Here is a 23,765-nt window from a genome sequence, read left to right on the forward strand (position 1 = left end):
ACCATCAATTTGATGATCATTTGTTTAACTCTTGTTCCCGTTAATGCAATAATGTTTAATTCTCTCGTCTACATTGAATACGACTTTCTTTGCTAGGAATACCTTTTTCAATTCTAACTTGGTTTATCTTAACACCATTATCAGGAGTATCGGTCAACGTAATATGAATTCTGTCATAGGGTTCTTCACCGTGGTGTGCACTATAATTTAATGCACTTGCATGGATGATATGTCTCCTTGTATCACCATTAATTCTTTCGATTTTATCTATTTTTGGGCACATAATAAAATCTAAATAAGATTTGCCCAGATAGGAAAAATACCTTGTATATAAGGTTTCTTCAAGTAACTCCTCTTTTGGTGCACCCACACTCTCAAACTTCCATCCAACTAAAATCCAATCAAACAGATCTAAGGACTTTAATCTGACTCTCGCTTTATTTTTCGTATATATGACCTCTCCATCTGCTATTGTGCATTTTTTCTCTTGTTTTTCAGAAATACAGTTATAGGCAGGTTCAATAGTTGCAACTTCCCCATTTTCCATTCTTATTTTCAATTTAGAGATAGGAGTGTTATTTAGTTTTAAATCAGTTGGTCCTTCTGCAAAACTTGATGTGTTTATCCATTTTACTACCCTATTTATGATTACTTCTTCATAGCCATCGTTAAACTTAAATGTACGAGTACCTCCGTTTAAACGGTTTACTTGAATGGATAAAACTTCGTGTGCTTTTATTGTCGGTTGAAAACTTGCCACTGCTAATTGCGTTGATGAGAATAATCCAGTAAACATTATATATATTGTGACTGACCAGACTAACTTTTTCATGGCAATCGCCACCTTTGGAAGTAGTTTCTATGTATTTTACCCTTTGATTAAAACTAAATTCCAAATGGACTTTCCTAAACGTAACACCCAATGTAGTTAAAATATACGACCCTTAAAAAAAGAGCAGCCGTAGCTGACCCAAATTGTTATTGAACATTCGCCTCCGTTTGATCAATAGCTGATTTCCCAAACTCCTCTTTAATTAGGTGATAGGATGAAAAAAATCCAAAAATAATGAACAAAGAACCTATTAAAATTTACTTTATCCATATATATGATTCGATATTTTATTAGTTATTGAAACAAAATTACTCACCTATATCAAAACCGAGATGAACAGAGTCTGCAATCCTTTCATAGCCAATTTCCATATAAATCTTATTTGATGTCGGATTCATCATATCTGTGTACAGGACGCAAAAGTTGAAGTCTTTAAGTAGTTCTCTTGATACGGCCGTAACAAGCGACCGAGCATATCCTTTTTTGCGTTCTTCCTTTGGCGTGTAAACCAAACCTACGGTTACACCGTTCTTTGTAGGGCGAGACTTCTTCATCATAGATACAATTTTTCCATTATCCTCCCAAATAAAAATCTCTTTTTCTTTTAGAAACATTGCAACACGTTTTTTTACTTGTTCGATTGGAGAAATCGGCAGTCCGGCATCATTTTCGAACGAGTTAAACCACTTCTCGATAAGTGGAGAATCACTTTTCTCCGCATTACGCCAAGAACCGGGACTATGTTCAAGCGCTTCATTGATATTATTTAAACGATACAATCCCTGATCCATAAGCAGTTGATGAGCCTTACCGGTTTTAATTTCCCACTTCTTCGCGACCTTGTATGCCCACTCTTTCAAACTGATTATCGAACGAAATTCAATTTTAAGTTCAACCATATTTCTTATGAGGAAATCTATTAGTTCTTCTAAACGGTTTTCATCCACAAAAATAAGATTTAACGGGTGCGGGGGTGTCATTTGGAAAAACGCTAATACATTTCCATCTTCTTCAATTGTTGCCATAAATGGATTCTCATAATGACCAGCTTTAATCGCTTGCAGTACACCGTAAAAAAGACTGAATACATCTTCCTTCTCCATTAAAAAGGACTCTATCTTTCTCTCAAAATCATGAGCATTATCATAAACTATAAACTTCATTTTCAACACTCCATTCATAATCAAATAAAATTGAAGGCAACTAAGCTTCTCCATTCGTCAATAGCGAATGCTCTTATTGAACACTCGCTTCCCGTTTGTTTAACATAACAGCAATTATTCACCTTTATTTCTTTGTTCCAACCAATCCCAATAAGCACCATAAATCTCATCGTGCAAAAATCCCTCATCCTCTTCTTCCTCATTCAGCTTACGTTCACTTAGGGTTAATCCCAGCCATGTCTTATCTACCTGAACAATTTCTGGGTCTCCAACAGCGTCTAATAAGGCGAAAGCATCGTGGAATGTTGCCAGAATTGTGTCTCTGACTATTTTTTCAATAGCTGATAAAGCTACATCATCAAAATTGCATTTTTTCAAAGCATCTTCTTCTTCTCTATTTAACTTAAATTCATTCCATATAATGTTTTCTTCTGATGGTTCTACAAGTTGATTTCGTATCTCTGACCTTTTTTTAATTAATTCGTGTAGTTCAATTAAAAATACTTTCTTTGAGTCCATTCTGAATTTCAACCTCCGTTAGACTATAACTTTTATAGTGTATCTATTTCACTTAGCTTCACTTTTCGGCTTCTTCACTAACCTGCTTCGTTACTTCAATAGATCTTCAGTTCGATTAAACTATCAGAATGGGGGAAATTTGACATGTTCATTATTTTGCTAAACTTCTCTCCTTAACACTAAGCACACGTTTGTTTAATATGATATTTTATATTTTTTAAGTAATTCCAAGAACGCATGGATTATCAGACGTGCCAGTGGGGTAGTGAACGGAAGCAAAATAAAGGAATAAATTGTTCCCCAAATTAAAACACCCTCTACATTAACACCCGTATATCCACCCGATGTATAAGTTCTAAGACTTCCTCCCCTTACAACATACTCCCCAAATAAAGCACCGATAGTACCACTGTATAGTGTGATAAATAATGCCGCTATTAGGCTTACTAACCTAAGTTTTTTATTCGAAACGTTTTCTTGTTTTGTGAAATAAAGTCCTAATATTGCAAAGGTTAACATAAAGGGAAAAATCGTTGCGTAATATAACCAACTCTTACCAAATAAAGATGTATAGCCACCTGCCAAACCCTGTGCAATCAACATAAACAAAAAGGAAATGCAAAAAGACAAACCAAAACCAAAAACAATTCCGACTATAACTCCTTTTGTAATTCTCATAACGATATTTCCCCCATATTAAATTCTAGCAATGCTAAAACCCTCGATAAAACTACTTCTACTCTAAAGTAAAAGAAACCCTGCTAGTTCAATAACCTATACGTTAGTAGGAGTAACTTCTATAGAAATAAGCGTTAATCCTTCTTGGATCAACGTCCCTTTAGTTTAAGAAATTAAATTACTTCATTAAAAGAGGGTATTGATGAGATTTATGAAAATTAGAATACCTAATACAATGGACATTACCAAAAAGAACTTTGATTGTTTCCCACTTGCTCTGTACTTCATAGCCCAATCCAAACAAGCTATAAGAATAATCACTTTGAAAGCAATTAAACCTAATTCAGTTCTTCCTTTAAATAAACCTATGAGTCCAAGGACAAGTAGGGCCACTGCCGTTATTTTCTTCCATAATGGCTGACTAGCCGTTGTCATTAAACTACCCCCTCTCATTCCATAAATTGCTTCGTTAGTTTAATAAAAAAAGGAGCGATCCCCTTCTTAAGGTATCGCTCCGTTAATTTAAGTGAAAAGATTCACAATACATATATATATCATTTGATAACCATAAAAGGACTGCTTATTCGCAGTCCATCTAGTCTAGAATTATTTGATTAAGTCTTGTACCTTAGTTCGAACACTATTCAATACTTCTGAGTTCACTTTTCCAAATCTTTTTCTGATGATTCTTTTTGAAAGTGTATAAACTTTGTCTGCTCTCACTGCTGATGTAACTTTAAGAGCACCTTCGTCTAAGTCTTTTTGTTCAATCACGACTGAATAATCAAGGTCTTTTAATTGTGATGTAATAGCAACAACAAGAATATCATCAGTCATCTGATTATAATCATCGTTTGATATAATGAGAACAGGACGTTGTTTTCTATTTGATAAGTCACTGAAAGGGACTGGAATTAAAACAATGTCACCTTGTTTATGCATCATTCCAAACCTCATCATCTATATCATTATCCCAGAAATCAATGCTACTTTCACTCGCTTTTGTTAAATCTTCTGATAAACTTTTTTCTTTTTTTGCCTTTAAATATTCAGCAAAGTCTAAAATTTTATCGACTTCTTGCTCTGGAATTTCATCAATAATTTTTAGTAATCGTTCCTTAGCAGTATTCATGATGTCCATCACCTCTTTCATGAATATTTTATCTAATTATATCATTTTGAATTACTTCAAACCATTGGTGTTTAGCAAAGCTCCAATTGTTGAAGTTTAGGGGTATATTTTCAAGTGTTTATAACTAATTAGTTCCCCGCTTGTATTTATTACAACCTCGTCTATCCCATAACAAATATGAGCACGATAATAAGGATTTACTTTTAGCGTTATCTCATATAATCCAACAACACCATACAATTGCTTTATTTTAAGGATTTCCGTATCATATGTAGCCCAAGTAAGACCTTCTGGTGCATTGGGGTTATCTTTATAAATTTCAATAATTGCTTTATCTACTGGTTCCCTTAGACTACCTTATTAGTGCAAATTTTAGCGTTTCGCATAAATCCGTATCAGCTTCATTTATTGTTTTGGCATTTACTGTTGTATTAGAAATTACTAAAAGTATTCCAATCAAAAGCATTACCGACATTTTTTCATTTTATTCACCTCATTTTAGTTTCTTAAAACTAAAATGATTTATACAAGTATTAAGCACACACAATAGGAGTTGCCGCAACGACAACGACAACACCTTGTTCCGCTTTAGCACCCCGTTAGCAACAAAAGGTTTAACGTTTAATTAATTATCAAAAAGCATTAGATATGCAAAAAACTCAGGTGTGTCTTGTTTAACATGAGATGTGTCGATTCCACGTTCGATAAGCATATCCACTTTTAGTTCTTCGCAATTGGAGGTTATTTCATTTAACTGGGATTCAATAATGAAAAGTATTCTTTCATTACCAGAGTTAATCTTTATATGATTGTAGTAATAATCACTTTTTTCATTTTTTACTACTTCATACGAAATGAAATTTAAGTAATCCAAGTTAGATATTATAGGGTCGTTTTTGTGTGCATGAGTATAGTTAAGAATTGTCATTTTCAAGAAAATTATTTCGGATTCAGATAATTCTGTTTCGGCAAGATCTAATTTTTTTTGAAATGCGGAGATAACGTCATTAACTGATTTTAACGGTCGAATCTTATGGGAATATTGCTGTTTCAAATATGCTTTGTACTCATCATGATCCACTTAATCACCTCAATAAAAAGATATATCATAAGACATTGTAAAAATAATTGCTATTAAATTAAACTTCCCGTTAGTTCAATAAAAAGGTGGGATTATCTCCCCCGTTCGTAGTATAAGGTTAGCCAAATATTTCTGGTCGACCTTTTTCTATATAGTCTTAAGAAACGGTTGTCGGGGTAGGACGTAGTACCCGTGGGATTCAATCCCATTAGCTAAATATTTTTAAAGACATTTTAGTTAATCTTGTCTTTATTTGTAATGGTTGGCCGTATTAAAATTCCCAAAACTATAAAAGTAGTAGCTATAATAATCATTGTACGAAATACAACTTCTGACTCTAAATAGCCCAGTGGGTAAATCATGGCACTTGCCATTATACCCGACCCAAATGAACCTATATTATGACCTATTAATTTTCTGTCCACTAAAGTTTCACCCCTTATAGTTAAAACAGGTTTCTAGTAAATTTTACTACAACGGAAATAATCCCTTCTATTTCCTCTTTTTTAAATTTCTCATAAAGCAATTTACAACCATGTGTCTCAACAGAACATGTATCTATAAATAAATCAAATGGTGGATTTTGTAGTAATGGTGAATGAATTAACATTTCTTTAAGTATCTTTTCATCGTATATATTAGAAAGAATTTAAACAAGATTAGGTTTCTTGTAGGCTACCCTGATTCCTTAATTACAGCTACCGCAACTCCAACAAGCAATCGGACTCCGCTCGATCAAAATGCTTTCTTCGCCCAAAAATTTATATATAAATTTGTAACTTCCACATCAATCAATCCTTCTTCATCTAAATCAGCAACGATCTCGTCTGGTAACTCCAAATAAAAGCTAAACTCATCTACATTAAGGTCGTTTAAGCCTGAAAATTCAGAGTGACTTAATTGATAAGTATCACCTCTATAAGTTACATTTCCTTTCGCTTGAAAATTACTTATTAAACCATCACGATTATGTTCGTACTCCACACCTGAAACAATTGTTCCACCACCTAAACTAAAACTCCCACTTGAACTAAAGAACAACTCATATTCCTTTGCATGATGAGCGATTACTTTCGACACATAAATTTGATTTACTCCATCATCAAAAAGTACCTTTCCTTTGTTATCTTCCAAATTATTTAAATCAATCTCAATTGTATACTCACCTTCAATCCGGTGTGCATGGTTGTGATAGTTTTCAATAATATCGGTAAAATAATTTATTCCCTGCGTCCGAAAAGAATAAATTTCCCATGCTCTAGGTATGAGCAAAACACCAAGAACTAGGATTGCTGCTAAAATATACAACGTATTTAGATTTATTAATTTTTTCATTATACTCCTCCCCATTCTTCATATTCTTAATTTCATCTTTCATTAAGGCTCTTTTCGTAAACTTTGTTCTATTTATATCTCCTTCTTGCAGAGGAAACAAAAGAACAAAGGGACGTTTCTATTGTTTTTTGAAGGAAGGACGGGCACATATTATTACGCTTTCTCTAAGGTCAAGTTCCTCCCTTTGAACTTGTGGTAAAATAATGAAATGTCACTATTATATAAATTATAAAATAAGTTAAGGAACCTTAACACAGAATCCACTTGTTATTAATCTAATTTTCTAGGAGGCTATTATGTTAAAAAATAAAAAACTCCTGTTTATTTCTGTAATTCTCTTTGTGATTTCCATAATTTTAAACTTTCCATTTCCACATGAATATCGATATGGTGAATTAATCTTTTCCATAGTAAATATTCCGATTCAAACTACTCAAGGGATACAAGTTGTAGGGATCACTTCATTAATTTTACTAATCACAAGTCTTTTCTTCCTTGCAAGATCATTAAAAAAGTATACAGGGAGATTTGTTCTGCTTGCGATTGTATTAGCTATGCTTTTGCCTTCTATGCTGGCAGATTCTTATCAAAAAACACTTGCGTCAGGGATCTATGCTATTTCATATGATGAAGAAACAAGCGAATGCCGTTTTGACATGGTTACTGACCATACTATACAGGCTGAATGTGAGTTTACTTTTCAGAATTATAGTAATGACGACGTGAATTTCTCTATCGATTTTTACGAAACTTATCCCTTTGAGGATATAAAGATGGTATCACTTATGGGTATCCATGCACCCTATGAGGCAAACATTGAACCTAATGATACAAAGCAGATTACGCTTAAAACGATGATTGATGTTTCAAATATGAAGGAACATGTTGAGACTGGATCTGCTTCATATGTGAACATCATGATAAAGGCAGGAGAAAAGGTAAGGAGGTTGTAGAGTGATGATTAATTTGGACATTGTATTTATGATAGTCATTGTTATAGCAAGCTTTTATCAGATTTTTATAAAGGCTGAACAAAACGACTGGAGCAGGTTTCGTTCAGAATCCCTATCAACCATAGCACGTTATCTCCATTTCGGGTCACTGATTTCGATCTTTGCAGGAATTATTTATGATATAAAGTGGATGCCTTGGATTGCCCTCTATTCAATGGTCGGTATCATTCTTTGTTTAAAGCCAAAAGAAGATAAAACAAAAGGTGGGCAGAAGTTTGTACTGATCTTACTATTTTTATTAATTTTCAATGTGTTAAGAGTTCCGACTCATCAGAACTCATTCCAAGATTACATTAGTACCAAAGAGACATATCAATGTATACATAGTTTCGAATGCGTGAAATTGACTTCCATAGTAACAGCTGAGGACCTCTTGGAAACAAAGGTCGAGATCCTACCTGTCGAAGGATACTCTTTTGACTTCTACTACATATTTGCAAAAGGTTCTTTGAAACTCGCAAATGAAGATGAAATGAAGGGATTAAATATTGCCGGGTTTTGGATTGAATATTGAGGGGACAGATGAGCAGTTCGCTGTCCCCATTCTTGTTGGGACAAGGTACCTGTCCCCTTGTCTCTAATTATATCTTGCCATTATATATGTGTTATAGTATTTTCCGTCTGAGAGAATTCTATCTCTTTTCAGTAAGCCTTCTATTTCAAAACCAAGTCCTTTATATAGTTCAATGCCTCTTTCGTTTGTTTCAAGAACACCATACAATACTATTTTCTTAATACCATTAACATCAGCCCAAGAAATTGTTTCTTTCATAAGATTCTTACCAACGCCATATCCCCAGAAATCCTTCAGCACACCTAATCCAAATTCAGCTTTATGTAAGAATCTTTTTAAATCATTGCCTACACATCTTGAATAACCAATTATCTTACCATCTGTTTCAGCAACTAAAAATAACTTATTTGCATGTTTCGTATCCGATTCAATTATTTTTTCAAATCCAGCTGGGTCGATAAAGTCTTCTCCCTTTTCTCTGTCCATATTTTCCGTTTCTCCGTCAATCTGTAATCGTAATTCAGACAAATCTTTTGCGTCACTTTTAATAGCAGATCTAATCGTATAATTTAAATCTTTTACATTAAAAACTTGTGAACTAATAATCATTAAATTGTCTCCAAACATAAAGAAATTATTTTATCGGAATAATATTATACTTCTAATTATGAAGGTAGAAAAGATTTTGTGCTTATTTTTTCATTAACTCTTTTTCAGCAAACTGATTCTTTAGTTATAACCTTTAGGATAGTACATTACCAAACCCAATAACTAACTAAAACGACATAATTGTCGTTTTTTTATTGACTCTATTTCAGGGTTGTTATAAGATAAAAACGACAAAGTTATCGTTTTAATTCCTACTTGATCACAGGAGGTTATTACATGTTAGTTACAATGCTAGCGAGTGGGACTCGCGGAGATACACAGCCATATATTGCACTTGGGTTAGAATTAAAAAAGCTTGGAATAGATGTTCGAATTGCCGCTTCAGAGTCTTATCAAGGATTGGTGGAGAGTTATGGATTTGATTATGCTAAGATCCGCGGGGACGTTGCCAAAATCATTGAAAGTGGTGTAGTGAAAGAGGCGGATAATCCTTTTAAGTTTTTTTCAAGCTTAAAGAATGATGACTTGATGGATTTAATGGTGGGTGCTCAGGAGGATCAACATAAAGCGTGCGAAGGAGCGGATGCGATTGTGTATCATCCGGGTTCGCCTCTTGGGTATTTTGTGGCTAAAGAAATGGGGATCCCAAGCATACTTGCCTCCCCCTTCCCTATGGTTCCGACCAATGAGTACCCTGCAATTATTTTTTATGACAAGGTAAGGCTTGGGAAGCTATCCAATAAACTGACACACCTTATCTTTGAGCAGGGATTTTGGAAGATGGCCAATACAGGGTTTAAGCGTTATTGGACAGAAAAGTTCGGACAGCTGCCAAAAGGATTCACTAATCCTTACCCAGAGCAGCGGACCAAAAATAACCCTACCATCGTTTCCTTAAGTCCGAACGTCTTTCCTGTTCCTAAGGATTGGCCGGAGCATGTTCATTCTTTTGGAAATTGGTTTATTGAAGACCAAAGCGACTACCAGCCTCCCAAGGAGTTGCAACAATTCTTAAACACCGGAGACGTACCAATCTATGTCGGGTTTGGCAGTGTGGGAGATAAGAAGCGTGCTAAAGAATCTACAGACATGGTACTTGAAGCACTAATGGCAACAGGAAAACGGGCCATCATTAATGCGGGTGGAGGAATGGAAGAAAGACCAAATACTAAGGATGTCTTCTTTGTAAAGAGTGTTCCTCACGAATGGCTCTTTCCTTATATGTCAGCCGTCGTCCACCACGGCGGGGCTGGGACGACAGCTGCGGCCTTACGTTCCGGTGTTCCACAAGTGATAATTCCGTTTGGAAACGATCAGTTTGCTTGGGGCAGAAGGATGAATGAATTGGGAGTAGGCTCTAAATCTATTCCTAGAAAGGAATTGACTGCGGAAAAACTTGGAGATGCCATCCGCTTTACCCAGACAGCTTCTGTTCAAGAAAAGGCAAATCAATTAGGAATGAAGGTAAAAGCAGAACGGGGTGCCCAAAAGGCAGCGGAACTTATTATTGATACGATAAAGAATAACCAATCTTAACAGAAAGAGGGAACGATTCATGCCAAAAGTTAAACCAGATCATGCAGAACGGAGAAAAGCAGAAATAGTAGAAGCAGCAAAGCGTGTTTGTAGCAAAAAACCCGTCTATGAAGTGGCGATGAGAGATATCGTGATTGAGTCTGGAATGAGCCAGGGTGGCGTTTATAAATATTTCGCTAATATAGATGAAGTATTTGTCGCGGTTTTAAACCAGGAAACCTTAACTCTATCGATAAAGGCGGGAGTTGATGCCATTTTTCAAAGTCAGTCAGAGCCTGTTGAAAAGTTGGACCAATTTCTTCGCATCATCGGACAGCACATCGTTGCTTCCCTAAAGGCAGATGGGTCAATTTATTACGAACTTGTTTCCCTGTACTCAAAAGATCCTGCACGATTTGAGACTGTGAAGGATCAACTGAATGAAGTGTCCAATCTTCAATACCTACAGAAATCATTTGCTGCATTTTTAGTAGAACAGATAGAGACCGGCACTTTTAAGACAACCATGCATAAGGAAGAAGTGTTAACTCTAATCGAAGTGTATATGACAGGCCTGATTCATCACCCAGACCTTACTTCTAAAACATTGGACGAATTAACAGAGAAAATCAATAAGCAAATAAGCGTATTATCAACTGCACTCCAAAAACTTTTAGTGGGAGAATAATATGAAAGAATTTAATCGTCATTTCAAGCTTATGGTAGTCGGGCAGGTTATCTCTATGTTCGGGGCCTCTGTCCTTCGATTTGCCCTGTCCCTTTATATTCTGGATTTGACGGGTTCCGCCACCATTTTCGGGACGATATTGGCCCTATCTATTGTGCCAACTATATTCATTTCACCTATCGGAGGTGCCATTGCTGACCGCTTTAATAAGAAGAAGTTGATGGTGACCCTTGATGTGATCAGCGGAACACTCATTGCCACTTTTGCAATCATTCTCGTAACCAATAATGTGACCATCGTTTCTATTGCTATCCTGATGACTGCCCTAACATTAATCAGTGCGATGTATCAACCTGCCGTGCAATCAAGCATCCCGGTACTCGTACCAAAAGGATTATTATTAAAAAGCAACGGTGTCATTTCCGGCGTCATGTCCATTTCAAACTTTATCGGACCAATTGTCGGAGGCGTCTTGTACAGCTTCGTGAGCATAAAAGCTATTGTCACCGTATGTGCGATTTGCTATTTCCTTGCTGCAATAATGGAAGTATTCATTAAAATCCCATTTGAAAAGAGGCATCCTCAGCCGCTAGTGAAAATGGTCGTCTCTGATATTAAAGAAGGACTTATGTATATCATTCACGATAATCATTTCATCTTAAAAAGTATTATGGTCACGTTTATTGTTAGCTTATTCATTGCCCCTATGTTTTTTGTGGGATTGCCATATATGATAAAAGTTTTGTTTGGTATGCCAGACACATTCTTTGGCTTTACGCAGTCCGGCATTTCAATAAGCATCATTTTTTCCGCCATGACCATTGGCATGTTAAAAGGCAAGATCAAGGTAAGCAATTTGTATCTTTGGATTTTGGGCTGTGCCGGTGTTTATTTCATCATGGCAGCCGGAACAACCGGACTAATTTCCAGTCCTTTTGTCCAATATCTGATTGTTACAATAAGTTCTATGTTCGTCATGTTTGCATTAACAGTAGTTAACATCTTTATCAACACCAAAATCCAAGAAGAAACACCCAACAACCTAATCGGAAAAGTCATGGCGATCCAAATCACTGTTGGAACAACCGCTGTACCAATTGGTCAAATGCTTTTCGGTTTCATGGTGGACGGATTTTCGCATCAGGTATACCTGCTCATCTTCGGCGTCGGCATTCTGACCCTTATTATCGCTCTAGGAGTGAGGCAGATTTATAGGAAAATATCACCGTCTGAAGAACCAGCTCTCTAAGAAAGGAAGAAGTAAACCGTGTTAAAAAAGATAGTATTAATCGGCTTCTCTGCCCTCGCCATTCCCATTGGTATCGCCCTTTTCGGTGGAGGGGGATTTATAATCCTAAACCTTCTTTTAGGAGTACCTCTAGAAGAATCATTTCAAGCGATAAAAGGCTTCCAAGAGACCATACTACCATACATGCAGTATATGATTTTCTTTATAGCAATCCCACTTGTTTTCAAACTCATTAGGCGCTAAGGGACTCAATTGGATGAGGATAATGACAAAATACTCTGTATAGTATAGCTCGTAATGTGCAAGAGGTACTCCCCTTCTAAAAATAGTAATTATTTTGTGTAAATCATAAACAGGTTTGCATCCAAATAGAAAGGCCGCTAACTCGATTAAATAGTACAAAGTGAGCGATAAAAACAACTAAAGGATAAAGGGATCATAGGTAGTTTAGGACGGAGGTTTAGACATGGATGTACAAAAGTCAATAAGAGATTTTAATATTAATAATTTTATAGAATTGATTATTTTAGAGAAGAATGAACGGTACAGTATTACAATAAAAGACTATGTTCTCTTATCTAGAATTAAAGAATTCATTCTTTTATCAAGTAATCAGACAAAGCCAATGAGGAATGTAAAGTCTATTGATTTGTTAGGCTATTATATTTTTATCACTCAAAATGAAGAAGCGTTCATCATAAATTATTATAAAAATAATCTGTGTCTCTATGGAAACGAACTATTCTTCCATGATAGAAGATATGTAATGGATGTAATTATTAATGGTGGTTAACCAAAGGGTTAAAGGCGTTGAACCTATAAGCTGACGCCTTTAAAGAATTAGTACCTGGTTTTAGTTTAGTGCAATTTTTCAAAATGTCCCTCTAAGTTTTGCTGCTCGTATACGAATTACTACTACTGATTTTACTGCTCCTTTACTTCAATAAGAAAAAGGATCGTAGCTATTACGATCCCTTCTAAAACTCTTGCTCTTATTAGTTTAAGAAGGACGATAATCAATTTATAGTTATCGTCCTGTTGGTTTGATGAACAGTATGTTTGTACTGGCAGCAAGGGGCATTGTTTAGTTAATTGAAGATGACCGCATTCGAAAGCCCCTTGTTCAACTATTCGGTACCTTAGTATATGTTTTTTAGAAAAAGCCTAACTCATTAGCTCCGCTTGCGTAGTAACAAGTACAATAGTGGACCGAAAGAGCCGATTGTTAATGTAATTAAAGCCCATGGCCAGAAAGAGCGATTCGTTTTCTTCGCATCACACCACATCCACACAAGCACTAAAATTAGCGCAATAAACAAATCGAAGAATACTTGCATGGAAGCATAATTGCTAAATGCCTGAGAAAAAATACCCAGAACACCATGATGATAAACGGAAAAACCTGTCAAAATAGAAAATAATACGATCACTAAAACGAGTAAAGCTTTTGGTATTAGCATCACATTTGGGAATTTGTTACGATCCTTCGCATCATACTTCATTCCATCCCTCTCACTTACCAACTCCACCATCCCTTTCGCAAAAAGTGTAGCATCCGTTACATTTATAATGTAGCACCCGTTACACTTTTTGTCAATAAAAATGTAGCTACTGCTACACTTGAAACAGCTGAGAATTCACTTCATTATTGCTTCAGTATGAAAATGTAGATTATACTACAGAAAAAGGCAATAAGGAGTTTTATATGAAAAAAGGAGAAAAAAGAAGACATGAAATTATAGAAAAAACTGCTGACTATATTCTATTAAATGGTCTTCAATCCGCTAGTCTACGTAACCTTGCAAAAGCAGCTGATACAAGTGACAGAATGCTTCTTCATTATTTTAATGACAAAGAGGAATTACTTACGGCAGTTCTATCCTTCATTTCAAAAAGGCTGGTTCATATGCTGCACAATACAGAAATGGAGAAACTCTCATTCCAAAACCTAGTTCCCTATCTATATAATTTGATGCAAGATCCCCAGGTACGTCCATATATGAAACTGTACCTTGAATTAATTGCGGTTGCATCAAAGGATAGTGACCCCTTCAACTCCATAGCAAAGGAAATCTTGGATATCTTTTATGAGTTTTACATGGAAGTAATTCAAGTGGAAGAAGGAGAAAATAAAGAACAAATGGCTGCTCTTGCCCTTGTTACAATTGAGGGCATTACTCTTTTAGATGCACTGGGCGATGATGTACGTATAAAGAAAGCCATTGACGCAATTAATAGTGGACACATTAAGAGAAAATACATTTAGAAGTGACCAAAGCAACCCCCTAACGCGGTTGCTTTTCTTATTCAATATAACTCCTTTCTTCGTTAGTACAACCTTTCACAAAGCCTTCTAAAAATAAATATCCTTGCTGTGCATTATAGGTCCAATACGAAGAAACAATCACTTACAAAGTGATCGTTTGTACTGTTAACCAATAAAAGGTTATAAACCATTACATATGTTAAGGCAATTAAGAGTTTTCTCTTAATGACATTTTATGAAAAATATTTAAAGATATATAAGAAGTGATAAAACCCACTAGGTAAACTCCTACTTTTAACTACAATTAGAGCGTCTCATCCAATTTCTGAATCTTTGAGTTGGAAATTAAAAATACATTACCAAAAACGTCAATTTTGTCTCCCTTTACACGTACAGCGCAATCTTTGTTCGAGGCATAAATATTTATTTCTTTCGATAGGAGAGATAGCTCCCTTTGAACCATTGCAAAATTATTTTCAAGATCAAAATGAGACAGAACAGAAAAGTTGCCAAGACCGATCCCCTCGTAAACAGAGCTTATTTCAACGTTATATCCAAAGTTTTAAAAATACTCTCAATATGTCCTGATTGTTAAACACAACTTCAAGTATCCCTGCTCTATAGTTCAATAAAAGAAGCTTTAATCCTTCTTTAATTAGAGCTACCTATAGTTAAAGAAGGACGATCGCCAATTTAGTGGTAATCGTCCTTTTTTATTTCCTGCTGAACAGTATTCTTGTACTGTGCAATAGACATTTATATACCTCACATAAAATTTCAGATTATTGCCAACCTATATTTAGGGAGGTGACATACTTATGAATAATAAATTAGATAAAACAATTGAAATATCAGCCTGGATCATAACGTCGATATTATTAATCAAATATGTTCCTAAAAACAGAATACGGGAAGCCCATATATCCTTTTTGTTTAAACAAGTAGTTACATGGCTTTTCGGTTTACTTGTAGTCGAAAAAAATCTAATTTCTTATCCAAATCGTCTATTCTTCAAAAAAGCAAACAAATCAAGTTTTACATTTGAATACTTTGTCTATCCTGCGTTATGTTCATTATTCAATTTATATTATCCAGAAAAGAGTAATAACGTTGTAAAACTTATTTATTACTTTATCCATACATCAATAATTACTGGTTTCGAAATATTTGCTGTAAAATACACTAATCTAATTAAGTATAACAATTGGAAATGGTATTGGAGCTTTGTCACAATGTGGTTTTCTTATTACATATCACGCATTTACCACAGATGGTTTTATAAAGATAGATCTAATAACCAAAGAATTTTCTACAATTTTTTTAAATAAACAAAGGAGTAGGCGAAAATTTTAAAACGTTCCTACTCTTTTTTGTTGCATAATATTTGATCAAACACGAAAAATCTCAATCCTGTAAACTAATGAGAGTCAAGAAGAAAAACAGGGGGACGGTTCTTGTGTTTGCTTCGTTTAGCAAAACGAAAGAAACATGAGAACCGTCCCCATGTTCATGTGGAAAAAGAAATATCTTAAGGTTTGGAACAATCTTCTTTATCAATTCAGTCTGTAGTTCCATTATCAGGTTCAGCGAGTGAAAAAGTGGATATTGGCTACCAACTTGTAACAGGAGCCTCCATTAATTCCTCTTTTTGGAATAATATATAGATCATCGAATCATAATAACTTGAGATACATACTGGGTTTCTGGAGCATATTCCTTAAAAACTCAGTTAAATTCCCGTCAAATAAAAGAAGTGGGTATACTAAGAGTATCACCGAAATCATTTATTTTAGGTGGTGAGCAATAGTGTTAAGTAAAGAAAGTAAGTCTGAAAAAAATAATAATGATGATAAGTTTGAAGACATAACTATTGCAGCACTAAAAAGCCTTTTAACCAATATGCATGATGCAGAAATCGTTGAACGCAAAAAAAATAGGGAACAGAAAGTTACACTTTTATACATAAAAACGTTAATCGATCAGGAGCGCTTAAATGAATGTATTATCGAACCATTAATCCACTGTTCCGGGGACCGTGTGCTTGATTGTATTACAAATGCTAAAGTTTCAGAGATTACCACATTGTCCGAAGCTCAAGAAGAAATAATAAACGGGTCGATACTATTAAATGATTCCTTGGACAATTCTTGGTGGGCTGTTCGTCTTGAAAATCAATTAAATCGTTCGATCCAACCATCTCAAACGGAAACCATTATAAATGGACCTCATGATAGCTTTATTGAACAAATTGATCAAAATATCGCATTAATTCGCAAGCGGATTCCCTTGACATCCCTTAAAACAGAGAGCTTTACAATAGGTTCTCTCAGTAAAACAAAAGTTGTAATGATGTATATCGAAGGATTAACAAATCCGGATTATATTTCTCTGGCTAAAAGTAAAATTTCCAATATTGATTTCGATCAATTTCTTGATTCATCCCAAGTTGCAGCATTCATGGAAGATCATGAGCATACTTTATTTCCGCAGTTTCTACAAACCGATCGACCTGATTCTTGCGCTTATTCTCTGGGTGTCGGGAAAATTATTTTGTTAGTGGACGGTACACCGTTTGCATTAATTGCTCCGATCACTTTCTTTCACCTTTTTCAATCCCCAGAAGATTATTTTCTTCGCTGGACGATTGCTAGTTTCTTACGTAGTCTGCGATTTCTGAGTTTTATCATTTCAATAATGTTAATTCCTTTGTATGTAGCGTTATCGACACATCATTATCAGATGATTCCTCTACAAATTCTATTTGTTCTATTAGAGTCAAGAAGCAAATTACCCTTTACGCCATTCTGGGAAGCTATGCTAATGTTAATCGTCCTGGAGATTATAAAAGAAGCCAGTTTACGAATGCCGACAAAAACAGGGCAAACATTAGGGTTGATTGGCGGTATTATTATTGGAGAAGCAACAGTTGCTGCCGCTTTTGCCAGTAAAGTATTGGTAGTTTTAATAGCTATTTCGGCGATTGCATCATTTTTAGTTCCGAATTATTTAATGACTAAATCAAACGCATTGCTTCAATTTGTATTTCTTCTACTTGCATCTGTTCTTGGTATTTATGGAATGGTACTTGGGGGAATTTTGCTCCTCGTTCATTTAAATGGTCTGACTTCGTTAAAGCAGCCATATTTAGCACCTTTCACCCCGTTTTATTGGAGTGATTGGAAGGATCTTTTTATTCGTGTTCCTTTAACTTGGATGAAATCTCGTCCTGAACATTTACATCCTTTGCAAAAATGGAGATACAGCAAAAGGAGAAAATCACGTGACAGCATTATTTAATAAAACATCTACCTTAAGCGGAGTTTATGTTTTTTTTATGGTCAACAGAATGCAGGGGCTTTATTTAGTCTTATTGATGCCTGCGTATTTGGTGCATCCTCACATGATTTGGGGAATTATTATCATGGGAATTTTATCTCATTTCAATTTATGGATGCTATCAAAGTCATTTTCTTCTGGTGTTTTGTCAAAGGGCTATGAAGGCTTTGTCCAGCTTTTTGGTACAGGTATGGTTCGTATTTTTGCAATTGTCGGTTTATTTATGATTTTCATTAAAATATCTGTATTCTCAGTAGGGTATGTAGAAATTGCAAATCAATTTATATTCCCCTCAATTAACAGTAACTGGATGGTTCTTTTTCTGTTTATCGTCGTATATTACCTTGCCTCGCAAGGACTAGAGAAAGCTATTCTTTTCTCTGTGATTGCATTTTTTTGCACAATCTGGTTAATGTTTACCCTTCACCCTTTTTTACTTCCGCCGATTGCTTCGGTTCATGATTTGTATCCTATAATACCTGTAGAATGGTCGTCGGATTCGTGGAAAGCGTTATTACTCATTTGGTCCTCTTTTTCAGGACCAGAATACTTAATTATTTTATCACCCTGGCTTAATCCAGATCAAAACAAGTTAAAATATTGGACGTTTGCTAATGCGCTTGCTATTTTAGAGTATTTGCTATTGTTTATTTCATCAGTGTTATTCTTTAGCTCAGACTATTTAGAAAAAATCAAATATCCCGTAGTGAACATGGTTCGATATCTTCAATGGCCTATTTTTGAAAGAATCGATATTCTGCTCATTTCATTCTATATGTTTCCTTTCGTTTTCATTATTTCTCTTTACTTGCTTTACTTTTATGGAGCCACTCGAATAATCCGAGGAAGAGGGAATAAACAGACGTCAAAATCTGGTTTTGCAATTGTTTGTCTGACAATTTTAATAGGGGTTATCCTAATTAATTCGTTTTTTTGGAGTCCCGAAGAGGAAAACGTTTGGCTTAAGCTCCATATTTGGTTAGGAGCCATTACTTACTTTGTTGTGCCGTCACTTCTCCTTCTAGCCATTAAATGGAAAGGACGTGTTAAAGGATGAAAGCATGGAAAAAGATTTCTTTCATAGCTATGTTAAGCCTAGTGTTAATGGCTGGTTGTACTCCATTTGTCGAAAATAATGAGGTTGAAGATATCGCCCCTGTGATTTTCTGGTCGATTAGTGAAACAGATGAAGGAAAGTTGGAGATTAGTACATTAGTGCCGCCACTTGTTAAAGAAAAAAAGCGTTTACTTACCTTAAACGTTGACCTCATTGAGGAAGGAGGAAAGGAATTTAATTTACTTTATTACCGTGAATTGAAAACGGGACAACTACGAATGGTTTTAATTAATGAAGAGCTTGCTAAAAAAGGCATCAGACCCATCCTAGAATCTATGTTAACAGACCCGGATATTTCCCAACGCCTTTTTCTATTAATTTTCAGAGGAAATTTTAAAGATTACATTCAAAATCAATTAAATCAACAAGAAAATCTAGACTATTTTCTATACAGTATGCTTAGACATTACGATGAATATAATCAAGGTGAAATGAGCATTATCAATTTGCATCAATTCATGAAAAGGTTATACTCTCCATATTCATTTCCAATCTTACCGGTGTTTAAAGCAGACAAAGATTCCTTAATATATGAAGGTACTGCATTTTTTTCTGAAGACAAACTAATCACATCGATAGAAAAACTGGATGAGCAACTCTTCCAACTTCTATCCAATGATCATTACCTTAAGCTATTTGCCATACCTGATTTAGCGGTAACCCTCGGTCATGTTCGTTCAAATGTCAAAATCAATTTCGACCAAAAACAATCTTTAATTTCATTTAAAGTCATGCTGGACGGCAGAATCGAAGAGTATCGAGGAGAAAAAAACATACTAAAAGATCAAGGTTTTTACGCCTTCAATCAAGAGATTGAATCCTATTTGGAAAAACAAACAACAGATTTATTAAATAAAATGCAAGAGTTAAAAGTCGACCCTATGCAAATAGGAACAAACACGCTTAGCCCTTTTTCAAAGCCAATGAGTGAAAAAGATTGGCTATACTTTTGGGAAAAAGCAAATTTTGATGTAGATTTTAATTTAAAAATCGAACCACTTACAAATGTAGGTCAGTAGAAGATTGATTTTACAGCCAAAAAAGGAAAATGCCATTTAAGCATTTTCCCATTTTTTAATTACACTGTCTATTGTTCCCCCACCAATACAAATATCACCATCATACAGAACAACAGCTTGTCCTGGGGTAATAGCCCGCTGTGCTTTGTGAAAATAAATCTTAGCTGTTCCATCTTCTTGCGGATAAACAGTTACCTGTTGATCCTCTTGACGGTATCTCATCTTGGCGGTACAACTAAATTCTTGCTTAAAAGTTTGATCTGTTGTAATCCAATTCATACCAATAGCCTCTAAACCTTCTGTATAAAGTCCTTCGTTATGAAACCCTTGTCCAACAATCAGAACATTACTCTCTAAGTCTTTACCAATAACAAACCAAGGCTCCCCTGATCCGCCAATGCCAAGACCTTGACGTTGACCAATAGTATAATACATAAGACCATCATGGTGACCTTTAAATTCACCATCTAAGGTTTGCATTTCACCAGGTTGAGCTGGCAAAAAGCCACTTAGAAATTCCTTGAAATTACGTTCACCGATAAAGCAAATACCCGTACTATCTTTTTTCTTTGCTGTTGCAAGACCTGCCTCTATCGCAATCTCACGCACTTCTTTTTTGGATAAATGCCCAAGCGGAAACATAGTTTTCGATAATTGCTTTTGAGAAAGAGCATTAAGGAAGTATGATTGGTCTTTGCTATGATCAGCACCTCGCAACAATCGGAAGTGTCCATCTTTTTCTTCGACTCGTGCATAGTGACCTGTTGCGATATAGTCAGCCCCAAGTGACGTCGCATAATTTAAAAAAACGCCTCAAACTTGATCTCTTTATTACACATGACGTCAGGATTAGGTGTCCGACCTGATTTATACTCCTCCAGAAAGTATGTGAACACTTTATCCCAATACTGTTTTTCAAAATTAACAGCATAATACGGGATCCCAATTTGATTACAAACCTTAATCACATCTTCGTAGTCTTCAGTTGCTGTACAGAAACCACTTTCATCAGTATCATCCCAATTTTTCATAAAAATTCCAACTACATCATATCCTTGCTCTTTAAGAAGCAAAGCTGTAACCGATGAATCAACACCACCAGACATACCGACTACTACCCTTGTATCTTCCGGTCGTTTCATCATACCTTTCACCACCTTTTGATCCTTCTTCAATTTAAAAGTTTCTTAAGTTCAGCTAACTTGATTGTTACTTATCCTTACTTACCTAATTCATCAGGTCTGTTGTTTAAATGCAGGAAACATAGGTACTACCTTTTCTCCTAATTCATCTATTACATCCTTTGCCGGACGTTGACCATATTTTAAATTCAGAATAACATGATTCACTCCAATTTCTTGTAAGCGATACAGGAATTCAATTAAAAATTTGTACCCGCTCCTAAACCCCAGATGAATAGGAGTAGGACCTTCATCCGGATTTTTTGCTAAATCAATATAAAGTGATTGTGAAAACGGCTGGAAATCATACGTTAAGGAACGCCATTCATTAATGAGTTCAGCTTGTACATCAATATTTCGCGGGTAACTAATCCAACCGTCACTGTTTTCAGCTATCCATTCTAGTGACTGCCCTGAACGGCCTGTCACGAAAACAGGAATATCTGACAAAGCTGGCTTTGGCAAGATGTCTCCTTGTTCTAATCTAACTCTTTGTGAGTTAATCGGTAGGAATGACTGTTTCCATGCCTCTTTCATAACAAAAAATGACTCTTGAAATAATTCTCTTCGTTCTTCTCGGTTAACTTTATATGCTGAAAATTCAACAGGTCGGTCTCCAGTTGCAATACCCAAAAGAAGCCTTTGATTAGATATATGATCTACAGATGCAGCAGCTTTAGCCAGGTGAAGTGGATGGCGTAGTGTCGTCACAATGCTCCCAGTCCCTAATGCAATCTCTTTTGTTTGAGCTGCTAAGTAACCTAGAAAAACCCAAGGATCATATATTTGACCAACATCACCAAAGGTCGGGTCATTCAACGGAACATCCCTAACAAATAAAGAAGCAAAATTAGCTTCCTCAGCTATTTGAGCAAGATCGATCTGTTGCTTTAATTCCATAACTGGGATACTTCCCTTATATGCTTCTAAAGGAAAGAATAAACCAAGTGAAAGTTTGCTTTCTTGGAATGTGCGTGAATAACCCTTGTGCTTTTCAAATTTATTCATATTTTTTAAACTCGCCCCTTTCAATGTTGAATTTAACTGCCAATCTAAATGGAGAAGTTGAACCATCTTTGTTTCGATTCATTAAAATTTTACCTTCTACTTTCGGTAACATATAGGGATCGGGTGAAGTTGAATTCGCACCATTTAACCGCCTAAAAGCGTTCCCATTTGATAAATCTACGACGATAATAGCTCCTGGTCCTCTTGAAGAAGAATCCGTTATATAGGCATAACCTGCTTTTCCAACACGAAAATCAAAACGGACATCATTCAGATAAGTTGTTGGCAGGACAACATCTTCTGTAAAGGTATATACTTTTCTAATTGTATTGGTTTCTAAATCAACAGCGACTAATTTTGCCCCTCCTTTTATAGGCTCAGAAAAATTGGGTGCTGCTGTATCTAATACCCAAACTGTTCCCCTTCCATCAGCCACTACACTTTGAACACTTATGAAAGTCGTTGTGATATTCTCGGGGTTAACCAAATTGGTTTGTAAACTAGGATAAGGCTGCAATTTATCCCCAACAATTTCCGCCACCGTAAATTTAACATCGTCACCCCATTTCGGGAAGCAGATGAAAATACGACCGGTTTCTGAAACAGTAACACCTGTAGGCATAGCCCCATAAAATTCATAAACTAGTTCTAAATTGCCGAAATATTTTTCACTAGGTAACATAGGTTTCATAATATCCTCCTCAAGCATTGTAAACGGATATCTCCTATATATGATTTATTATTTTTTTAGTGCCTGTTTCTAACGGTGTATTTCATTTAAACTCTAAAATAGAATTAAAACAATCTGATGAATAGTGAATAAGTAGAACACAGTTACTCGAAATACGAAATAATACTCTTCCTTATTAAATTACTAATAAACAAAATAGATTAGGTTATTCTAACTGTATAATTGGCAAACATTAGGGAGGAATATAATTGGATCGTTTACATGAATTTGACAAGATTCTATACGGTAGAAAAGAGAATACCGATTCTTTAATTAATTATTGGACAGACTATTCAAACCCTTCTACATGGCAGTTTTGGGTTTTAATTGCTATTCTTTTAGTCCCATTGGTTATTCTATATTTCAAAATTGACCGAAGTAAAGTATTTCTAATTGGTTTTTATGGATATAGCGTTCATGTTTTTTTTACATTTCTCGATATTTACGGTATAAATAGAGGGTATTGGCATTATCCTTATCAGGTTATCCCTGCACTGCCAAGCGTCTCAATTGACACCGCCTTGGTCCCTGTGGCTTTCATGCTAATTTACCAATGGACATTAAATAATCATAAAAATTATTACCTATACGCTATTATAACTGCTGCTATATTTGCATTTATTTTAAAGCCTATTTTAGTAAATACTGGACTTTTTAGAATGTACGGAGAAATTAATTATTTTCACTTATTCTTTGGGTACGTATTTGTACTTTTGATAGCAAAAGTTATAACCTGGTTATTTCATAAATTACATAAAATTAAAACACACAAAAAATAAC

At 35.3% G+C, this 23,765-nt stretch carries 26 protein-coding genes and 3 pseudogenes; 13 read left to right on the forward strand and 16 right to left on the reverse strand.

Annotation, left to right across the window (positions count from 1 at the left end; genetic code table 11):
• Positions 1-55: 55 nt before the first annotated feature.
• The 10 genes from ACFYKX_RS03970 to ACFYKX_RS04015 all read right to left on the reverse strand — a co-directional run bounded on the left by ACFYKX_RS03970 (position 56) and on the right by ACFYKX_RS04015 (position 6,740).
• On the reverse strand, positions 56-832 hold the full coding sequence (locus ACFYKX_RS03970; protein WP_389358261.1) for a hypothetical protein: 777 nt from the start codon (positions 830-832) through the stop codon (positions 56-58).
• 308 nt (positions 833-1,140) lie between these two features.
• Positions 1,141-1,995 carry a GNAT family N-acetyltransferase gene (locus ACFYKX_RS03975; RefSeq protein ID WP_389358263.1) on the reverse strand — a complete coding sequence of 285 codons (855 nt, stop codon included), beginning with the start codon at positions 1,993-1,995 and terminating at the stop codon, positions 1,141-1,143.
• Positions 1,996-2,109: 114 nt separating this feature from the next.
• Complete coding sequence (locus tag ACFYKX_RS03980; protein WP_389358265.1) at positions 2,110-2,514, reverse strand: hypothetical protein; 405 nt, start codon at positions 2,512-2,514, stop codon at positions 2,110-2,112.
• A 195-nt stretch (positions 2,515-2,709) separates the two neighbouring features.
• Positions 2,710-3,192: a hypothetical protein gene (locus tag ACFYKX_RS03985; RefSeq protein ID WP_389358267.1), complete on the reverse strand. Its 483-nt coding sequence runs from the start codon at positions 3,190-3,192 to the stop codon at positions 2,710-2,712.
• Positions 3,193-3,378: 186 nt separating this feature from the next.
• On the reverse strand, positions 3,379-3,627 hold the full coding sequence (locus tag ACFYKX_RS03990; protein WP_389358269.1) for a hypothetical protein: 249 nt from the start codon (positions 3,625-3,627) through the stop codon (positions 3,379-3,381).
• Between the two features lie 171 nt (positions 3,628-3,798).
• Entirely contained in the window at positions 3,799-4,137 is a 339-nt protein-coding gene (locus tag ACFYKX_RS03995; protein WP_389358271.1) for a type II toxin-antitoxin system PemK/MazF family toxin, read from the reverse strand.
• A complete protein-coding gene (locus tag ACFYKX_RS04000) occupies positions 4,127-4,324 on the reverse strand; it encodes a DUF2281 domain-containing protein (protein ID WP_188206660.1) in 198 nt (65 codons plus the stop codon). Before ACFYKX_RS04000 ends, ACFYKX_RS03995 begins: the two co-directional genes overlap by 11 nt.
• Before the next feature lie 96 nt (positions 4,325-4,420).
• The gene (locus ACFYKX_RS04005; protein ID WP_389359039.1) at positions 4,421-4,651 is read right to left on the reverse strand and encodes a DUF3888 domain-containing protein; all 231 of its coding nucleotides are present in this window, start codon (positions 4,649-4,651) and stop codon (positions 4,421-4,423) included.
• A gap of 298 nt (positions 4,652-4,949) precedes the next feature.
• The gene (locus tag ACFYKX_RS04010) at positions 4,950-5,405 is read right to left on the reverse strand and encodes a hypothetical protein (RefSeq protein ID WP_389358273.1); all 456 of its coding nucleotides are present in this window, start codon (positions 5,403-5,405) and stop codon (positions 4,950-4,952) included.
• Between the two features lie 735 nt (positions 5,406-6,140).
• A complete protein-coding gene (locus ACFYKX_RS04015; protein ID WP_389358275.1) occupies positions 6,141-6,740 on the reverse strand; it encodes a hypothetical protein in 600 nt (199 codons plus the stop codon).
• 296 nt (positions 6,741-7,036) lie between these two features.
• Between ACFYKX_RS04015 and ACFYKX_RS04020 the strand changes: the two genes are divergently transcribed.
• Together ACFYKX_RS04020 and ACFYKX_RS04025 are read left to right on the forward strand one after the other, a co-directional pair.
• Positions 7,037-7,693 (forward strand): hypothetical protein, encoded by a 657-nt coding sequence (locus ACFYKX_RS04020; RefSeq protein ID WP_389358277.1) that lies wholly within the window; start codon positions 7,037-7,039, stop codon positions 7,691-7,693.
• Between the two features lies 1 nt (position 7,694).
• On the forward strand, positions 7,695-8,267 hold the full coding sequence (locus tag ACFYKX_RS04025; RefSeq protein ID WP_389358279.1) for a hypothetical protein: 573 nt from the start codon (positions 7,695-7,697) through the stop codon (positions 8,265-8,267).
• Between the two features lie 63 nt (positions 8,268-8,330).
• Here ACFYKX_RS04025 and ACFYKX_RS04030 read toward each other — a convergent pair whose 3' ends face one another.
• On the reverse strand, positions 8,331-8,876 hold the full coding sequence (locus ACFYKX_RS04030) for a GNAT family N-acetyltransferase (protein ID WP_389358281.1): 546 nt from the start codon (positions 8,874-8,876) through the stop codon (positions 8,331-8,333).
• Between the two features lie 276 nt (positions 8,877-9,152).
• Here ACFYKX_RS04030 and ACFYKX_RS04035 point away from each other — a divergent pair, with 276 nt between their 5' ends.
• The 5 genes from ACFYKX_RS04035 (at position 9,153) to ACFYKX_RS04055 (ending at position 13,121) form a co-directional block, all read left to right on the forward strand.
• Positions 9,153-10,412 carry a glycosyltransferase gene (locus tag ACFYKX_RS04035; RefSeq protein ID WP_389358283.1) on the forward strand — a complete coding sequence of 420 codons (1,260 nt, stop codon included), beginning with the start codon at positions 9,153-9,155 and terminating at the stop codon, positions 10,410-10,412.
• 19 nt (positions 10,413-10,431) lie between these two features.
• A complete protein-coding gene (locus ACFYKX_RS04040) occupies positions 10,432-11,079 on the forward strand; it encodes a TetR/AcrR family transcriptional regulator (protein ID WP_389358285.1) in 648 nt (215 codons plus the stop codon).
• A 1-nt stretch (position 11,080) separates the two neighbouring features.
• Positions 11,081-12,328, forward strand: coding sequence for an MFS transporter (locus tag ACFYKX_RS04045; protein WP_389358287.1), 1,248 nt, complete (start codon positions 11,081-11,083; stop codon positions 12,326-12,328).
• A gap of 18 nt (positions 12,329-12,346) precedes the next feature.
• Positions 12,347-12,571: a hypothetical protein gene (locus ACFYKX_RS04050; protein WP_389358288.1), complete on the forward strand. Its 225-nt coding sequence runs from the start codon at positions 12,347-12,349 to the stop codon at positions 12,569-12,571.
• Positions 12,572-12,794: 223 nt separating this feature from the next.
• A complete protein-coding gene (locus tag ACFYKX_RS04055) occupies positions 12,795-13,121 on the forward strand; it encodes a hypothetical protein (protein WP_389358289.1) in 327 nt (108 codons plus the stop codon).
• A gap of 379 nt (positions 13,122-13,500) precedes the next feature.
• On the opposite strand, the gene ACFYKX_RS04060 is transcribed toward ACFYKX_RS04055, so the two are convergent.
• Entirely contained in the window at positions 13,501-13,830 is a 330-nt protein-coding gene (locus ACFYKX_RS04060; RefSeq protein WP_389358290.1) for a DUF2834 domain-containing protein, read from the reverse strand.
• Between the two features lie 203 nt (positions 13,831-14,033).
• Between ACFYKX_RS04060 and ACFYKX_RS04065 the strand changes: the two genes are divergently transcribed.
• Positions 14,034-14,594 carry a TetR/AcrR family transcriptional regulator gene (locus ACFYKX_RS04065; protein WP_389358294.1) on the forward strand — a complete coding sequence of 187 codons (561 nt, stop codon included), beginning with the start codon at positions 14,034-14,036 and terminating at the stop codon, positions 14,592-14,594.
• 304 nt (positions 14,595-14,898) lie between these two features.
• Here the strand turns inward: ACFYKX_RS04065 and ACFYKX_RS04070 are convergent.
• A pseudogene (locus ACFYKX_RS04070) lies at positions 14,899-15,156 on the reverse strand (cyanophycinase); the annotation flags it as partial.
• A gap of 256 nt (positions 15,157-15,412) precedes the next feature.
• Here ACFYKX_RS04070 and ACFYKX_RS04075 point away from each other — a divergent pair.
• The 4 genes from ACFYKX_RS04075 to ACFYKX_RS04090 all read left to right on the forward strand — a co-directional run bounded on the left by ACFYKX_RS04075 (position 15,413) and on the right by ACFYKX_RS04090 (position 20,066).
• The gene (locus tag ACFYKX_RS04075; protein WP_389358296.1) at positions 15,413-15,922 is read left to right on the forward strand and encodes a CBO0543 family protein; all 510 of its coding nucleotides are present in this window, start codon (positions 15,413-15,415) and stop codon (positions 15,920-15,922) included.
• 478 nt (positions 15,923-16,400) lie between these two features.
• On the forward strand, positions 16,401-17,891 hold the full coding sequence (locus ACFYKX_RS04080) for a spore germination protein (RefSeq protein WP_389358298.1): 1,491 nt from the start codon (positions 16,401-16,403) through the stop codon (positions 17,889-17,891).
• Positions 17,875-18,987 (forward strand): GerAB/ArcD/ProY family transporter, encoded by a 1,113-nt coding sequence (locus ACFYKX_RS04085; protein WP_389358300.1) that lies wholly within the window; start codon positions 17,875-17,877, stop codon positions 18,985-18,987. Before ACFYKX_RS04080 ends, ACFYKX_RS04085 begins: the two co-directional genes overlap by 17 nt.
• Positions 18,984-20,066 (forward strand): Ger(x)C family spore germination protein, encoded by a 1,083-nt coding sequence (locus ACFYKX_RS04090; RefSeq protein ID WP_389358302.1) that lies wholly within the window; start codon positions 18,984-18,986, stop codon positions 20,064-20,066. The genes ACFYKX_RS04085 and ACFYKX_RS04090 overlap by 4 nt, the downstream gene beginning before the upstream one ends.
• 36 nt (positions 20,067-20,102) lie before the next feature.
• On the opposite strand, the pseudogene mnmA reads toward ACFYKX_RS04090, so the two are convergent.
• The 3 genes and pseudogenes from mnmA to ACFYKX_RS04105 form a co-directional block, all read right to left on the reverse strand.
• A pseudogene (gene mnmA, locus ACFYKX_RS04095) lies at positions 20,103-21,211 on the reverse strand (tRNA 2-thiouridine(34) synthase MnmA).
• Positions 21,212-21,301: 90 nt separating this feature from the next.
• Positions 21,302-22,255, reverse strand: coding sequence for an LLM class oxidoreductase (locus tag ACFYKX_RS04100; protein ID WP_389358304.1), 954 nt, complete (start codon positions 22,253-22,255; stop codon positions 21,302-21,304).
• A gap of 37 nt (positions 22,256-22,292) precedes the next feature.
• Positions 22,293-22,946: pseudogene (locus ACFYKX_RS04105) on the reverse strand (L-dopachrome tautomerase-related protein); the annotation flags it as partial.
• Between the two features lie 248 nt (positions 22,947-23,194).
• Here ACFYKX_RS04105 and ACFYKX_RS04110 point away from each other — a divergent pair.
• Positions 23,195-23,764 (forward strand): CBO0543 family protein, encoded by a 570-nt coding sequence (locus ACFYKX_RS04110; protein WP_389358306.1) that lies wholly within the window; start codon positions 23,195-23,197, stop codon positions 23,762-23,764.
• Position 23,765 lies beyond the last annotated feature (1 nt).

It is taken from the genome of Cytobacillus spartinae (assembly GCF_042865285.1).
Lineage (GTDB): Bacteria > Bacillota > Bacilli > Bacillales > Cytobacillaceae > Robertmurraya_A > Robertmurraya_A spartinae.

What these genes read in the sequence shown, in the direction of transcription:
- ACFYKX_RS03970 (WP_389358261.1), bottom strand. Translation starts at nt 832, where the DNA reads ATGAAAAAGTTAGTCTGGTCAGTCACAATATATATAATGTTTACTGGA.
- ACFYKX_RS03975 (WP_389358263.1), bottom strand. Translation starts at nt 1,995, where the DNA reads ATGAAGTTTATAGTTTATGATAATGCTCATGATTTTGAGAGAAAGATA.
- ACFYKX_RS03980 (WP_389358265.1), bottom strand. Translation starts at nt 2,514, where the DNA reads ATGGACTCAAAGAAAGTATTTTTAATTGAACTACACGAATTAATTAAA.
- ACFYKX_RS03985 (WP_389358267.1), bottom strand. Translation starts at nt 3,192, where the DNA reads ATGAGAATTACAAAAGGAGTTATAGTCGGAATTGTTTTTGGTTTTGGT.
- ACFYKX_RS03990 (WP_389358269.1), bottom strand. Translation starts at nt 3,627, where the DNA reads ATGACAACGGCTAGTCAGCCATTATGGAAGAAAATAACGGCAGTGGCC.
- ACFYKX_RS03995 (WP_389358271.1), bottom strand. Translation starts at nt 4,137, where the DNA reads ATGATGCATAAACAAGGTGACATTGTTTTAATTCCAGTCCCTTTCAGT.
- ACFYKX_RS04000 (WP_188206660.1), bottom strand. Translation starts at nt 4,324, where the DNA reads ATGAATACTGCTAAGGAACGATTACTAAAAATTATTGATGAAATTCCA.
- ACFYKX_RS04015 (WP_389358275.1), bottom strand. Translation starts at nt 6,740, where the DNA reads ATGAAAAAATTAATAAATCTAAATACGTTGTATATTTTAGCAGCAATC.
- ACFYKX_RS04020 (WP_389358277.1), top strand. Translation starts at nt 7,037, where the DNA reads ATGTTAAAAAATAAAAAACTCCTGTTTATTTCTGTAATTCTCTTTGTG.
- ACFYKX_RS04030 (WP_389358281.1), bottom strand. Translation starts at nt 8,876, where the DNA reads ATGATTATTAGTTCACAAGTTTTTAATGTAAAAGATTTAAATTATACG.
- ACFYKX_RS04035 (WP_389358283.1), top strand. Translation starts at nt 9,153, where the DNA reads ATGTTAGTTACAATGCTAGCGAGTGGGACTCGCGGAGATACACAGCCA.
- ACFYKX_RS04040 (WP_389358285.1), top strand. Translation starts at nt 10,432, where the DNA reads ATGCCAAAAGTTAAACCAGATCATGCAGAACGGAGAAAAGCAGAAATA.
- ACFYKX_RS04045 (WP_389358287.1), top strand. Translation starts at nt 11,081, where the DNA reads ATGAAAGAATTTAATCGTCATTTCAAGCTTATGGTAGTCGGGCAGGTT.
- ACFYKX_RS04055 (WP_389358289.1), top strand. Translation starts at nt 12,795, where the DNA reads ATGGATGTACAAAAGTCAATAAGAGATTTTAATATTAATAATTTTATA.
- ACFYKX_RS04060 (WP_389358290.1), bottom strand. Translation starts at nt 13,830, where the DNA reads ATGAAGTATGATGCGAAGGATCGTAACAAATTCCCAAATGTGATGCTA.
- ACFYKX_RS04065 (WP_389358294.1), top strand. Translation starts at nt 14,034, where the DNA reads ATGAAAAAAGGAGAAAAAAGAAGACATGAAATTATAGAAAAAACTGCT.
- ACFYKX_RS04075 (WP_389358296.1), top strand. Translation starts at nt 15,413, where the DNA reads ATGAATAATAAATTAGATAAAACAATTGAAATATCAGCCTGGATCATA.
- ACFYKX_RS04090 (WP_389358302.1), top strand. Translation starts at nt 18,984, where the DNA reads ATGAAAGCATGGAAAAAGATTTCTTTCATAGCTATGTTAAGCCTAGTG.
- ACFYKX_RS04100 (WP_389358304.1), bottom strand. Translation starts at nt 22,255, where the DNA reads ATGAATAAATTTGAAAAGCACAAGGGTTATTCACGCACATTCCAAGAA.